This is a genomic window from Luteibacter sp., assembly GCF_035539195.1.
Classification (GTDB): domain Bacteria; phylum Pseudomonadota; class Gammaproteobacteria; order Xanthomonadales; family Rhodanobacteraceae; genus Luteibacter.
This window is the reverse complement of the sequence record NZ_DATLIW010000036.1, coordinates 19,907-32,942: the sequence shown is the minus strand read 5'-3', so window position 1 is coordinate 32,942 and position 13,036 is coordinate 19,907. Positions and strand designations below refer to the sequence as shown.

12 protein-coding genes are annotated in these 13,036 nt (G+C 66.0%); 5 read left to right on the top strand and 7 right to left on the bottom strand.

Features of this window, described 5'->3' with window-relative positions; all coding sequences use genetic code 11:
* Positions 1-4: 4 nt before the first annotated feature.
* Positions 5-1,429: a cytochrome ubiquinol oxidase subunit I gene (locus VM621_RS14170; protein ID WP_325469604.1), complete on the bottom strand. Its 1,425-nt coding sequence runs from the start codon at positions 1,427-1,429 to the stop codon at positions 5-7.
* A gap of 167 nt (positions 1,430-1,596) precedes the next feature.
* Between VM621_RS14170 and VM621_RS14165 the strand changes: the two genes are divergently transcribed.
* The 3 genes from VM621_RS14165 (at position 1,597) to VM621_RS14155 (ending at position 4,144) form a co-directional block, all read left to right on the top strand.
* The gene (locus VM621_RS14165) at positions 1,597-1,944 is read left to right on the top strand and encodes a hypothetical protein (RefSeq protein WP_325469603.1); all 348 of its coding nucleotides are present in this window, start codon (positions 1,597-1,599) and stop codon (positions 1,942-1,944) included.
* A 76-nt stretch (positions 1,945-2,020) separates the two neighbouring features.
* Complete coding sequence (locus VM621_RS14160; protein ID WP_325469602.1) at positions 2,021-3,217, top strand: MFS transporter; 1,197 nt, start codon at positions 2,021-2,023, stop codon at positions 3,215-3,217.
* A 45-nt stretch (positions 3,218-3,262) separates the two neighbouring features.
* A complete protein-coding gene (locus VM621_RS14155; protein WP_325469601.1) occupies positions 3,263-4,144 on the top strand; it encodes a glyoxalase in 882 nt (293 codons plus the stop codon).
* A 24-nt stretch (positions 4,145-4,168) separates the two neighbouring features.
* On the opposite strand, the gene VM621_RS14150 is transcribed toward VM621_RS14155, so the two are convergent.
* Positions 4,169-6,379, bottom strand: coding sequence for a TonB-dependent siderophore receptor (locus tag VM621_RS14150; RefSeq protein ID WP_325469600.1), 2,211 nt, complete (start codon positions 6,377-6,379; stop codon positions 4,169-4,171).
* 166 nt (positions 6,380-6,545) lie between these two features.
* Entirely contained in the window at positions 6,546-7,850 is a 1,305-nt protein-coding gene (locus tag VM621_RS14145; protein WP_325469599.1) for a carbohydrate-binding protein, read from the bottom strand.
* A 366-nt stretch (positions 7,851-8,216) separates the two neighbouring features.
* On the opposite strand from VM621_RS14145, the gene VM621_RS14140 reads away from it, so the two are divergent.
* On the top strand, positions 8,217-8,732 hold the full coding sequence (locus tag VM621_RS14140; protein ID WP_325469598.1) for a hypothetical protein: 516 nt from the start codon (positions 8,217-8,219) through the stop codon (positions 8,730-8,732).
* A gap of 4 nt (positions 8,733-8,736) precedes the next feature.
* Here VM621_RS14140 and VM621_RS14135 read toward each other — a convergent pair whose 3' ends face one another.
* Complete coding sequence (locus VM621_RS14135; protein WP_325469597.1) at positions 8,737-9,063, bottom strand: hypothetical protein; 327 nt, start codon at positions 9,061-9,063, stop codon at positions 8,737-8,739.
* A gap of 28 nt (positions 9,064-9,091) precedes the next feature.
* A complete protein-coding gene (locus tag VM621_RS14130) occupies positions 9,092-9,904 on the bottom strand; it encodes a CHAD domain-containing protein (RefSeq protein WP_325469596.1) in 813 nt (270 codons plus the stop codon).
* Positions 9,905-10,013: 109 nt separating this feature from the next.
* Here VM621_RS14130 and VM621_RS14125 point away from each other — a divergent pair, with 109 nt between their 5' ends.
* Complete coding sequence (locus VM621_RS14125; protein WP_325469595.1) at positions 10,014-11,600, top strand: inorganic phosphate transporter; 1,587 nt, start codon at positions 10,014-10,016, stop codon at positions 11,598-11,600.
* On the opposite strand, the gene VM621_RS14120 is transcribed toward VM621_RS14125, so the two are convergent.
* A complete protein-coding gene (locus VM621_RS14120; protein ID WP_325469594.1) occupies positions 11,597-12,481 on the bottom strand; it encodes a bestrophin family protein in 885 nt (294 codons plus the stop codon). The genes VM621_RS14125 and VM621_RS14120 overlap by 4 nt on opposite strands.
* 11 nt (positions 12,482-12,492) lie before the next feature.
* The gene (locus VM621_RS14115; protein ID WP_325469593.1) at positions 12,493-12,849 is read right to left on the bottom strand and encodes a 2-hydroxyacyl-CoA dehydratase; all 357 of its coding nucleotides are present in this window, start codon (positions 12,847-12,849) and stop codon (positions 12,493-12,495) included.
* Positions 12,850-13,036 lie beyond the last annotated feature (187 nt).

The window sequence follows — 13,036 nt, the reverse complement described above, 5'->3', positions numbered from 1 at the left end:
GTGGTCACTCGTCGATGGGGTCGGTGGGGCGGGAGAGCGGACGATGATCGAAGCGATCCCGGCCCAGGCCGGTGTCGCCGCCGGAGGACCCTTCCGCTTCGTCTCGCGGCAGGTCCGGACCTTTCGCCATCAGTTTGAGCATGTAGTAGATACCGGTGCCGAAGACGAGGAAGTACACCATGATGAAAATCATCAGCGAGGTGCCCACCTGATCGACGGTGAGCGAGGTCGACACGGCGTCGCGAGTGCGCAACACGCCATAGACGACCCACGGCTGGCGACCGGCTTCCGTGGTGATCCAACCGGCCAGGAGCGCGATCAGTCCGCTCGGTCCCATGACAAGGGCGAAGCGCTGGAACCATCGCGCTTCATAAAGGCGGCCGTGACGCCGAAGCAGCAGGCCGAGCAGGGCAAGCAGGAGCATCAGCAGCCCCATGCCGACCATGATCCGGAAGCTCCAGAAGACGATCGTGGAGTTGGGCCGGTCTTCTCGTGGGAAGGATTTCAGGCCCTGGATTTCGCCGTTCCAGCTGTGCGTGAGGATGAGGCTGCCGAGGTGCGGTACCTTCACGGCGAAATGCGTGGTCTCGTTCTCCATGTCCGGCCAGCCGACCAGGTTGAGCGACGTGCCGCCGTGCTCGGTTTCCCACAGGCCTTCGATCGCCGCGATCTTGGCCGGCTGGTGTTCGCGGGTGTTGAGGCCATGCGCATCGCCCGCGGCGATCTGGATGGGCACCACGACAAGGATCATCCACAGCGCCATCGAGAAGGATTTGCGGATGCCGGCATCGCGGCGGCCGCGTAGCAGGTGCCAGGCCGCGCATGCGCCGACCAGCATCGCCGCCACGATGAAGGCGGCCAGCGCCATGTGCACGAGGCGATAAGGGAAGGAGGGGTTGAAGACGATCTTCAGCCAGTCGACGGGGACGATCCTGCCGTCCAGCACCTCGTAGCCCTGCGGGGTCTGCATCCAGCTATTGGACGAAAGGATCCAGAAGGTGGAGATGAGGGTGCCGGTCGCCACCATCAGGGTGGCGAAGAAATGCGCCTTCGGACCGACCCGGGTCCAGCCGAACAGCATGATGCCGAGGAAGCCCGCTTCGAGGAAGAATGCGGTCATGACTTCGAAGGCGAGCAGGGGGCCGGTCACCGCCCCGGCGAACGCCGAGAAGCCGGCCCAGTTGGTGCCGAACTCGTAGCTCATCACCACGCCAGAGACCACGCCCATGCCGAAGCCGACGGCGAAGATCTTCGACCAGAAGAAGAACAATTCCTTGTAAACCACCTTGCCTGTCTTCAGCCACAGGCCTTCCAGCACCGCCAGGAAGCTGGCCAGCCCGATGCTGATGGCCGGGAACATGATGTGGAAGGACACCGTGAAGGCGAACTGCCAGCGGGCAAGCAGGAGGGCCGTGTCGGGTACGTTCACTCGATAGTCCTGCAGCGATAACCGGCCTCGAGTGTCGCTACTTGTCCGGGCGAAGGATTGTGTAAATCGGTCACGGCGAACGCGCGATCGACAGGCCGATTCGGCAGGCTCACTCAAGTTTGAGGTCGGCAGGCCGATGATCCTGCGACCTTGTACAAGGAATGCCTGTGAAGCTTCGCGCCCTGCCGCTCGTTTCCGTCCTCGCGCTGCTCCTCGCGGGCTGTGCCGGCGACGACTTCCATCTTGCGGGCAAGTCCGCCGACGGTGCCGATATCGTCCTCGATGGCCCGCGCGGCACGGTGAGCTGGCACTGGGGACCCAAGGCCTATTCGCAGCCTTTCACGCTCGAGAAGAAGAATGTGTCGCACTCGCCGGCAGGCTGGCGCGGCACGATGGACCTCAAGCTGAGCGGTGGCCGCCATCTGGCACTGACCGGGGAGCACGGCACGTTCGTCTGCGAAAAGGGGTGCGACGACCTGCACCTGCCGCTGCTGTGGACTGTCGCGGACAAGTGATCCGCGCAAGGTGCGTATGCTTCAAGCCATGCGTCGCCGCGTGCGGCACAGTGGGCGAAACCGCGGAGCCTTGACGATGGACAACCCCACCCCGGCGCGAGTGCTTACTCGCGGCACCCTGTATGCGATGGCACTGGCCGCCGGCCTGGCCGTCGCAAACATTTACTACAACCAGCCGATGCTCGGCATCATGGGGCGCGATCTCCACGACGGCGCCGTGGAGCGCTGGATCCCGATGCTCACCCAGCTCGGCTACGCCGCTGGCCTGCTCTTCCTCGTGCCCCTGGGCGATGCGCTCGAGCGCCGCCGGCTGATCGTCGTGCAGTTCGTGGTCCTTGCCGTCGCCCTGGTGGCGGCCGCGCTCGCTCCCGGTCTGGCGACGCTTGCCATCGCCTCGGTGCTGGTCGGCGCGATGGCCACCGCCGCGCAGCAGATCGTCCCCTTCGCCACCCTGCTCGCCGAGCCGGCGAAGCGCGGCGCGGCCGTCGGCACCGTGATGAGCGGCCTGCTCACCGGCATCCTGCTCAGCCGCACCATCGCCGGCTTCGTCTCGAGCGCCGCCGGCTGGCGCGCCATGTTCTGGCTGGCGGTGCCGGTCGCCCTGGCCGGTGCCATCCTCATGCGCCTGCGTCTGCCCGAGCATCGGCCGACACGGCGCGTGGGCTACGGCGAGCTGATGACGTCGCTCGTTGGACTGTGGCGGCGCGAGCCCCTGCTTCGGCGCGCGTCGCTGACCCAGGCGGTGATCTTCGCCTCGTTCTCCGCGTTCTGGACGGTGCTGGCCCTGCGCCTCGAGCAGCCGCCGTTGAACCTTGGCGCGGCGTCGGCGGGTCTGTTCGGTGTGGTCGGTGCCGTGGGCGTGGCCATGGCTCCGCTGGCGGGCAGGGTGGCGGACCGTCGTGGCCCCTGGCCGGTGATCGCCGCCGGCGCCTTGGCGACCGTCGTGGCCTGGGCCGTGTTCGCCCTGTGGCCGTCGCTGGTCGGACTGATCGTCGGCGTCATCCTGCTCGACTTCGGTGTGCAGATAGCGCTGGTATCGCATCAGCATCTTGTCTACGGCCTGCATCCGGAGTTCAAGAGCCGGCTCAATACCTTGTTCATGACCACCATGTTCCTCGGCGGTGCGGCGGGATCGTTCGCCGCCGCCGAAGCCTGGCGGCGTGCCGGCTGGATCGGCGTGTGCATCCTCGGCGGCGGACTCGCAGCGATCGCGCTGGTGTCGCGCCTGTTGCACCGCGTCCCACGCCATACCGAAACCCCCACGCAGGCGTGACCCCGTAGGAGTCGTTCGCACTTATCAACCTCGCAGGAATCGTCCATGCGCCTTCGCACCCTGTTCCTCAGCATCACGCTCGCCGTCGCTCCGACTTTCGCCTTTGCCGCCACCACCCCCGACTTCTCGGTCGGCCCGCAATACGACACCACCCACGTCTACGTCGCGCCCCAGGACGTCGACGCCTTCGTGCGCAGCTTCGCCGCCACATTCGAAGGTCAGTCGACGAAGCAGGGCATCGCCACGGTGACGCCCACGCCATCGAGCACCTCGACCCAGCTGGTGCAGACGCCTTCGGGAGCCGTGTCGGTCTTCGGGTTCCGCACCCCGGTACCGTATCCGTTCGGTCTGGAGCGCACCGGCTATCTCGTCACCGATCTCGACGCCGCGATCGAGGCCGCGGAGCAGGCGGGCGCCGCGACGGTGGTGACGGCATTCGACGATCCCATCGGTCGCGATGCGATCGTCAGCTGGCCGGGCGGGGTGAACATGCAGCTCTACTGGCATACCAGGAAGCCGAGCTACCAGGCGCTGCGCCACGTCCCGGAAAACCGGATCTACCTGCCGGCGGCAAGCGCGGCGGCGTTCGTCCAGGCGTTCACGCGTTTCGCACACGGCAAGGTCGTGTCCGACGACGCGCGGGCACCCGCGACCGACATCGGCGGCACGAAGGGCACGTATCGCCGCATCCGCCTCGAATCCGGCTACGGCAAGGCGACGGTCCTGGTGACCGATGGCCACCTCGCCTGGCCGTATGGCAGCGAGGTCACCGGCTACGAGGTGGACGACCTCGACGCCGCGCTTGCGCGTGCGACGCAATCGGGCGCGAAGCTGGTCGTGCCCGCCCACGACGAAGGCGACCGTCATGCCGCGATGCTGCAGTTTCCCGGCGGCTATGTGGCCGAGATCCACGCCGCCGCGCGATAAATCGGCGGCGGCAGGAAGGGACGATCAGAAATCGAACGACGCCGAGACAAGGAACGTCCGCGGCGTGCCCTGGGTGAGGTAACCCCCCGTGGCCGACGCCCAGTAGCCCTTGTTGGCGATGTTCTGCACGGTGAGGCGGAAGGTCACCGGTACACCCTCCAGCGTGCTCGAGGCACGGGCGCCGATGTCATAGGTGGTCCACGCCGGGATATCCAGCGTGTTGGTTACGTTGACGTACTGCTTGCCCGTGCGAACGGCGCGGGCGCTGAGCGTTACGTCCGGTGTGTTCGGAATATCCCATTCCGCACCGAGGTTGGCCTGGAAGCGCGGCACGCCGATAGCGTCGTTGCCGTTGTCGAGGCCACCCTCGGTCCTGGTCAGCTCCGGCTGGATGTAGTTGGCGCCGCCGAGAACCCGCACGCCCCGGGTCGGCTCACCGAAGAAACTCCACTCGGCGCCGCGGTTACGCTGCTCGCCGGCGATCGTGTACGTGTTGGTCTTGGCGTCCACGTAACCGCTGGGCTGCTTGATCTGGAACAGTCCGAACGTACTGCCGAAGGTCCCTGCATCCCACTTCACGCCTATTTCGTTCTGCTTCGACTTATACGGCGCGAAGACCGTGCCCGCGTTGGTCACCGGCGCACCGTTGAAGAGGGCCGGTGCGGTATCGCCCTGGGTCAGTGCCTCGATGTGGTTGGCGTAGATCGAGAATTGCTCGCCGATCCGATAGTCGATGCCGAGGATCGGGCTGTTCGTATAGCGCTCGTATTCCGAGGTCTTCGCCCCGTTCACGCCGTCGACGGCGTAGGCATAACCCAGCGAATGAAGTTTCTGGCGACGCACACCGACAGTGACCTGCAGCGTGTCGCCGAAGAAGCCCAGCGTGTCGGACAACGCAAGGCTGCGCAGCTGCGTCCTTCCGGTGTAGCCGGGGTCGCTGATCGGACCGACGTTGTAGATGTAGTCCGGGCGTGCGACTTGCACGGGATGGTAGATGTTCGTGTCGAAGGTCGACGAGCCGGCATAGGCGGCCTTCTTGTTGGTGTCCAGCGCGGAAAACCCGAGAGTGACCCGGTGGCTCACTTCGCCGGTATCGAAGTGGGCATGGAAGCCCGCTTCGCCGGTGCCGGTGTTGGCGATGTACGGCACGGTGAAGCGCGATTCGGTGGCGTCGCCCGACGTATTGCGGACGGTCGGGCTGACGTAGTCGCCGAACTCGTTGCCGTGGTGCGCGCCGACGGCCGCATACGCGGTCAGCCAGTCGTCGAGGTCGTATTCCGCACGGACGACGCCGAAGGTGTCTTCCAGTGACGAGCCCGACCAGGATTGCGTGTAGTTCTTCCGTGCACCCGGCGCCTTGGGTACGACGTCGCCGACGAAGACCACCGAGCGCCCGCCATCGATCGTCTGTTTCTGGTAGCCGAGGTCGGTCGTGATACGCAGATGCTCGCCGGTGTAGTCGAAGCCGATCCCAAGGGCATGGACCCGGCGGTTCTCGCCGTCGACCGCGGTGCTGCCGTCGCGCGAGACGGCGTTCACACGGATGCCGAACGCGTTGTTGGCGCCGAAACGCCGGCCGATGTCCACGCTGCCACCGATCTGGCCATCGCTGCCGCCATCCACGCCCACGCGGGTGATCGGATCGACCGTCGCCCGCTTGGGCGCGACGTTGATGCTGCCGCCGACGCCCGAGCCACCCGGCGAAATGCCATTGAGAAAAGCGCTGGCCCCCTTGAACACTTCAACGCGGCTGACCAGCTCGGGAGCCAGTAACTGCCGTGGCAGGAGGCCATAGAGGCCGTCGAAACCGATGTCGTCCGAATTGAGCTGGAAGCCGCGGATCACGAAGGTCTGCGAATAGTTGCCGTAACCGAAGCCGGTGCGCACGGCCGGGTCGTTGGCGACGACATCGCCCAGGGTGTGGGCCTGCTGGTCGCGGATGAGCTTGTCCGTGTAGCTGGTCATCGCGAACGGAACAGTCATCATGTCCTGGTTGCCGAGGATGCCGAAGCGGCCGCCCTGGGCCACCTGGCCGCCCGCGTAGGCGGCGGTGGGTGCCGCGATATCGGCCTGTACCTGCACGCCGGACAACGTGGTGGCGTTGTCCTGGGGCTTGCGCTGGACCTGGTCGCCATTGTCGGCAGCGTAAACGGCGCCCGTGGCGAGCAGGCTACCGAGCATGGCGGCGCGGATGGACAGGGCGAGACGGCGACGAACCGGAGACGGGGTAGGCATGGGGGTCCTGGGGAGGGAGACTTCGATCAAAAGCGAATAGAAATGAGAATCGCTCGCATTATGATCGAGATTGCCACATCCGCCTAGACCCGAAAAAAAGATACCCCCGGATCCACTGGGGATCCGGGGGCAGGGGTGCCAGCCATGAGGGTGGGCTGGCGGCGTCTCAGCGTCCCAGATCGCTCAGGAAACGCTTGGTGTACTGCAGGGTCGTCGAACTCGGCACGGAATTGCAGGTGGGCGAAGCCGAACCTCCTGCGCACGGCGTGTCGCGATCCAGCGACCAGAAGTGCACGCCGGCGAGCTTGTTGGTCGCGGCGTAAGCGGCGATCTTGTCGACGTCGGCGATGCTGACCACTTCGCTCGAGGCATCGTTCACCCCGATCATCGGCGTGATCTCGATCTTGCTCAGCGGAATGCCGTAGGTGTGCTGCAGGTTGACGACCGACTGGATGGCGGACTGGCCCATGTCGCAGCTACCATTGCCGACCACACAGATGCCCGGGCTGGCGCCTGAGCCATAGTCCATCGCCATCAGGTTGATCGTGTAGTTCGTCAAGGCGGACGCCTTGACCGCGCGGACCACCATGTCGCCCGTCGTGTTCACGCCGCCGTAGCTGCCGTCCGATGCGGCGAGCGTGGCCAGGGTGAACGAGAAGCGCAGGTTGGGGTACTGGCTTTGCGCGGCCACGGCGCCGGCAATCAGCGAGTTGATCTGCGCCGGTGTCTGCCCGGCTTCGATATCGAAATCGACGCCGACCATGTGTGGGCTCATATAGGTCGAGATGAACTTGGCCATGCCCGCGTTGCTGCCGCAGGTGAAGGTGCCGGCCTGGCCGCCGGTGGAAACGACATAGTTGATGCCGGCGCTGTTCAGGCGAGCGATGTTGGCGCTGGCGAACGACGCTGCGGGCAGGCCGCCCCAATTTTCGCTACCGCATTCGCCGGTGGCGAAAGCCAGGGTGATCGCACCGAGATTCGGTACCTGGGTGGAGACCAGACTGCCGCTGCCGACCACGGGAATCCGCGTGCCGGTGATCAGCGTCGACATGATGTTGGTGTTCCAGTCGAGGTTGATCGTGATGTCCTTGTACGGACTGAACAGCAGGTCGCCCGCTGCCGGCGGCGGATTGTTCGGCGGGGGCGGGTCGACCGGTGGCGGTGTGCTGCCGCCGCCTGTACAGGAGCCCTGCGAGGTCCACGGCTGTCCCGAGCCGCTCGCGCCGCTATGCGTGGCGGGGTCGTCGCCCTGGGTCCACCAGTTGGCGCCGTAGTTCACGCCATTCTCGCTGGCCGTGCTGCCGCCGGTGTAGACCGCACCCGCGTTCCAGGCCGCTGCGCACGCACCGGCGGCATGCGCCGTCTGCATGGGAACGACGGAGGAAAGGGCCAGCGCGATCGCTAGCCCCAAGCTGGCGGAACAGCCGCCGAGCAACGCATGGGATCGAACGCTTGTCGTCTTCGTAAACATCGAACGCCTCCTGCCTGGGTTGGTGGCGTCTGATGTAATCCTCGATGACAACGTTGTCTATTTGCCATGTGACGAAATGTGACGGCGCGCGTGAAGGACGTTTTAACACCGTATGCGGCGCTGCAATGGGGTTGGCTGGGGCCTTGCGCTCTGCGCGCCGTCAATGTCGTGAATGTGACTTGATGCATCGCGACAGGCTCGGAAAAATGTCTTGTCTCGTTGCGTTGTCCGAAATGACAACGACGGTCACCGTTTTCGGCCAGCGGGTAGGCGTGATGCGCCGGATATGTCACCGTGGGTCGATGCCGGCAGTTCATCCGGCCGTGTCACGGCATGCCTCCGTGAACCTGAGTGGAGCAATGTCGGATGCCGTCACGTTTGAACATGATCGCCGCGGGCCTGATCGCGACCTTCGCCATCGGCCCGGCAGGAGCCCAGGCCGCACCGCCGGGGACCGGCGGCGCCGCCACACCTGCGGCGAGCGACCCGCCGTTCGAGGCGGCGAAGAATTTCATCTCGTTCTACACGTTCAACCGCCTGGCCTATAAGCAGGTGTGCGACAAGCAGGCCGTCGACGTCAGCGCGTTCGTGAATACCTTCGTCAACGAAAACGCCGGCATCTATGCCAAGGCCATGTCGGTGCTCCAGGCACACGGCCTGTCGGAGGCCAAGGTGATGGCGAAGCTGCAGCCGACGATCGCATCGTCCGAAGCGGACGTGCGTCAGGCGTTACAGGACGCCGCGGCACGCGAGAACGCCGGCTCGACCCCACTGGACGGCTGCAAGTTCCTGGCGACGCACGGTGAGAAACTCGCCGGCGATCTCGATCTGAAGAAGTCGCATCCTGAAGTGATCCAGGCCCTCGACGGCGCCAAGCCGTGAACGCTCAGCCGGCGGGATGGGCCGCCAGCCACGCGGTCACATAGGCCTCGAGCGACTGGCGCGGTGGGACCTTCAGTGACGCTTCGCGAACGAAGACCGTGGACGCCTTGAGAAACGCCTGTTTCGCATGATTGCTGGCCTGGCGCACTCTTGCCTGGCTCTGGCGAACCTGGACCAGGTGAGGCGAGGGTTGGCCGGGCTTGGCGAACTTCTGGTAGCGACGCAGCTCGTCGGCCACCGTCGCGGTGTCGGTGGCTGCCTGTTTCATGGCCTGGGCGGCCTTGCGTACGTCGATCAGGGCCGTCGATGCGGCCGGGGAGAGGTTGGTCATCCGGCGATCTTAGGGCATCGCGTCGCCATCAGCCGATCTTTCTTCGTGCCTTGAGCTCGTGCGCAACGCGCTGGAGCAGCGGATCCAGCGCGAGCGGCGCCTTGAGCGAGCGCAAGCTGGCGCGCAGGGCACGCAGGTCCTGTTTCGCCCCCAAGGCATCGGAGAGCTTGGACATGGCGTGCACCGCGGCCTTGTCCTGTGGGCTGCGCTTATGGGCCGCCTTGCCGGTGGCCTTCAACACCTTGCGCCAGCCCTCGAGCTGCATGCGCAGGCGCCGCGCCCGCCGCCGCCAGCGGTGAAGGCTGGCGACCGAACCGTTCTTGCGCGCCCGTTTCTCGGCCCCGGCCACGCGTCGTTCCGAGCGGGCGATCGCCTGCTCGATGCTGCGCCGGGTGACCGTTTTCCAGGGCAGGACCTCGATAGCGTCGCCCAGATCGCGAATCTCGTGACGCCGCTTGAGGAAGCGCGGGTCCTTGGCCAGCGCGGCGGCAAGCCGGCCATCGCGGCGGTTCGCCAGGGCGTCGATGGCTGGCTGCCACTCGGTCGAGACGCCCGGACCCGCCAGGCTCCCGGCCGTATGCACGGCGACATGCGCGTCGCGTAGCGGTGACAGCCCGGTGGCGAGTTTGCCGATCCTGGCATTGAGCGACGGCAGATGGTCGGTGAAGGGTTCCGCCCCGAGCGCGAGGAGGCTCTTGAGTCGTCGAAGGCATTTGCGGGCTTCGTGGATGCCGCGATGTCGGTCCTTGACGTCGGCCAGGGCGCGCGCGGCGCCCCGACATTCGCGCCCTGCCAGCGCGGCGAGGGCTGCTTGGATGCTGGGCGCGGGCGTCTGTGGCATCGAGACTAAATAGCACGGGACGGCGCGTTTCGGCAGCAGATTCGGCACGTTGACACCAGATGGTCACATCGGCTTGTTACCTCTGGTCCGTCCTTACCGGAGGCGCAGCATGAACAGTACGGTCCTGAGCGAGCCGACAGCCGGCTCTCCGCTTACCCGCTACCTGAGCCTGGGCGTGTTCGCCGCCGTCCTGCTCGCCGCGGCGATCTACGTCGGATCGCAGTTGGGCCACGACCTCACCATCGCGCCCACCAGCCCGACCTTCGAATACGTCTTGCTCGGCATCGCCTTGCTGATCGCCCTGGGCTTCGAGTTCGTCAACGGCTTCCACGATACGGCCAACGCCGTGGCGACCGTCATCTACACACGATCGCTGCCAGCCACGTTCGCGGTGGTCTGGTCGGGTGGCTGGAACTTCGTCGGTGTGTTGATCTCCAGCGGCGCGGTGGCCTATGCGGTGCTGCAACTGTTGCCCATCGCCCTGGTCCTCAACGTCGGCTCCTCGGTCGGCTTCGCCATGGTGTTCGCCTTGCTGCTGGCCGCCATCATCTGGAATCTCGGCACCTGGTACCTCGGCCTGCCATCGTCGAGCTCGCACACGCTGATCGGCTCGATCATCGGCGTGGGCCTGATGAACCAGATGTTGAACGCCGGCAACGCCAATGCGGCAGTCGACTGGAGCCAGGCGCTGAGCGTCGGTAAATCGCTGCTGTTTTCGCCGTTGATCGGCTTCGGTCTCGCGTTCGCCTTGCTGATGATCCTCAAGCGCTTCGTCAAGGCGCCGGAGCTCTACGCGGAACCTCACGGCGACAAGCCGCCGCCGTTCTGGATCCGCAGCCTGCTTATCCTCACCTGCACGGGCGTGTCGTTTGCCCACGGGTCGAACGACGGGCAGAAGGGCATGGGCCTGATCATGCTGATCCTGATCGGCACGGTGCCCAGCGCGTATGCACTGAACAAGGCCGTCACGCCTGGCGAAACGCAGACCTTCGTTTCCGTGGCGCATCACGCCAGCGAGACGCTCGCGAAGTACGCCACGGGCGCGCCGGCCGTCGCCTCGCCACGCAATGAAATCGAGACGTATATCCAGACCAAGCAGGCCACGCCGGCAACGTTCGCCGCGCTGGTGGCACTCACCGACCGCATCGGCGATCAGGTCGCCCAGCGTCCGTCGCTCGCCGACGTGCCGCAGGGTGAGGTCAACAACGTCCGCAACAACATGTACCTCAGTTCGGAGGCGCTACGGCTGATGGCGAAGGCCAAGCAGCCGCAGTTCGCCGCGGAGGACCAGGCGGTGCTGGAGAACTACCACGGCCTGCTCGACAAATCGACGAAGTTCATCCCGACCTGGGTGAAGGTGGCCGTGGCGATCGCGCTGGGCCTGGGCACCATGGTCGGCTGGCGCCGTATCGTGCGCACCGTGGGCGAACGCATCGGCAAGCAGCACCTCACCTACGCGCAGGGCGCCTCGGCGGAAGTCGTCGCCATGCTGACGATCGGGGCCGCGGATCGCTTCGGCCTGCCGGTGAGTACCACGCATGTCCTTTCCTCCGGCGTGGCGGGCGCGATGGTGGCGAACGGCTCGGGCCTCCAGTGGGCCACCGTGCGCAGCATGCTGCTGGCCTGGGTGTTGACCCTACCGATGTCGATCGCGCTGGCGGCGGGGCTGTTCTGGATGCTGCTGAAGATTTTCTAGCGGCGGTCGGTATCGAGCAACGCTTGCAGCTCGTTCTTCACCGTCAGGCAGTAGGTGTCCAGCGGCAGGTCGTTCGGCAGGATGTCGAACGGGTCTTCGATCTGGTCGCCCAGGGCGTCCAGCCCGAAAAAGGTATAGGCGAGCACGCCCACGAGCAGGGGCGTGAACCAGCCGACCAGGCCGACCAGGCAGAACGGCAGCAGGAAGCAGTAGATGTGCACCGTGCGGTGCAACAGCAGCAGGTAGGCGTAGGGCAGGGGCGTGCCCTGGATCCTTTCGCAGCCTCCCAGCACATGCGACAGCGCGCCCAGTTCCTTGTCGATGGACGCCAGCAGGATCGGGCTGGCGCCTTGCTCGCGCGCGGCCGTGGCAAAGGCGACGCCCATGTGGTTGAGGAGGGCGCCTGGCCGGTTGGGCGAGGCCATGACGGCGGCAAGGACGGGCGGCGGCAGCAACGGTGCCAGATCGGCCGAGGGATCCTTCGCCCGCAGGTGGTGCCGCATCGCATAGGCGAAGGCGATCAGCGACTGCACCAGTTCGCGCCGTGTGGCCGGGCTCGCTTCGGGCAGGAAGGCCAGTGTCTGCCGGGCGATGTCGCGGCTGGCGATAATCAGTTCGCCCCACATCGTGCGGGCATCCCACCAGCGTTGGTAGGCGACCGTGTTGCGGAAACCGAGGAAGATCGCCAGGGTCAGGCCCATCAGGGTGAGCGGCGCCGCGTTCAGTCCGACCTTCATCGTGAACAGGTGGACGTCCGCCCAGACCACGATGAACGAAAGCACGATCGTGTACAGCACGCGCCGCCAGATGACCGGGACGATCGAGCCGTTGAGCGTGAAAAGGATCGAGCGGATGGTCGGCGTGCGTGAGTGGACAGTCATGCCGTGGCCGCCTATTCGGTGTCGGGCGAGGGCTTGGTGCGGCGCTTGCGCGGCTTCGGCTCGGCGCTGGCAATCAGGGACTGCAGATACGCGATGCCTTCCTCCGGCGGAAACCAGGCGACGACGTCGGCCACGCTGAGCCCGTAACCGACGCGCAGTGCGTCGAAGGCGGCCCGGGCTTCGGCAAGCGGATCGACCTTGGGTGGACGGCCGCGACGCGGTTTCTCGACGGCCTTCTCGACGACTTTCTCAGCCGGCTTCTCGGGCGCGGGAGCGGGCGCGGGCGGCTTGTTCGAGGCGTTCAGGCGGTCCAGGGCGGCGAGTTCGTCCTGGAACTGCTTGAAGTCATATTTACCGGACGAGTTCATGGCACTGCTTCGGTCAAGATGACGCCATTGTCGCACGGTGGCCGTGCCGATTCGTGCCCGCGAGCGCCGCAATCGCGATCAAGTGCGACGACTGACGCGGCGTTAGGATTGCCCCTACTTCGACGGGGAATGCCACGATGGCGGCTGCGCAAAAAGCGCTCTGGTACTTAGCACGCCGGAACGGGTC

What these genes read in the sequence shown, in the direction of transcription:
- VM621_RS14160 (WP_325469602.1), top strand. Translation starts at nt 2,021, where the DNA reads ATGGACAACCCCACCCCGGCGCGAGTGCTTACTCGCGGCACCCTGTAT.
- VM621_RS14155 (WP_325469601.1), top strand. Translation starts at nt 3,263, where the DNA reads ATGCGCCTTCGCACCCTGTTCCTCAGCATCACGCTCGCCGTCGCTCCG.
- VM621_RS14150 (WP_325469600.1), bottom strand. Translation starts at nt 6,379, where the DNA reads ATGCCTACCCCGTCTCCGGTTCGTCGCCGTCTCGCCCTGTCCATCCGC.
- VM621_RS14145 (WP_325469599.1), bottom strand. Translation starts at nt 7,850, where the DNA reads ATGTTTACGAAGACGACAAGCGTTCGATCCCATGCGTTGCTCGGCGGC.
- VM621_RS14140 (WP_325469598.1), top strand. Translation starts at nt 8,217, where the DNA reads ATGCCGTCACGTTTGAACATGATCGCCGCGGGCCTGATCGCGACCTTC.
- VM621_RS14135 (WP_325469597.1), bottom strand. Translation starts at nt 9,063, where the DNA reads ATGACCAACCTCTCCCCGGCCGCATCGACGGCCCTGATCGACGTACGC.
- VM621_RS14130 (WP_325469596.1), bottom strand. Translation starts at nt 9,904, where the DNA reads ATGCCACAGACGCCCGCGCCCAGCATCCAAGCAGCCCTCGCCGCGCTG.
- VM621_RS14125 (WP_325469595.1), top strand. Translation starts at nt 10,014, where the DNA reads ATGAACAGTACGGTCCTGAGCGAGCCGACAGCCGGCTCTCCGCTTACC.
- VM621_RS14120 (WP_325469594.1), bottom strand. Translation starts at nt 12,481, where the DNA reads ATGACTGTCCACTCACGCACGCCGACCATCCGCTCGATCCTTTTCACG.
- VM621_RS14115 (WP_325469593.1), bottom strand. Translation starts at nt 12,849, where the DNA reads ATGAACTCGTCCGGTAAATATGACTTCAAGCAGTTCCAGGACGAACTC.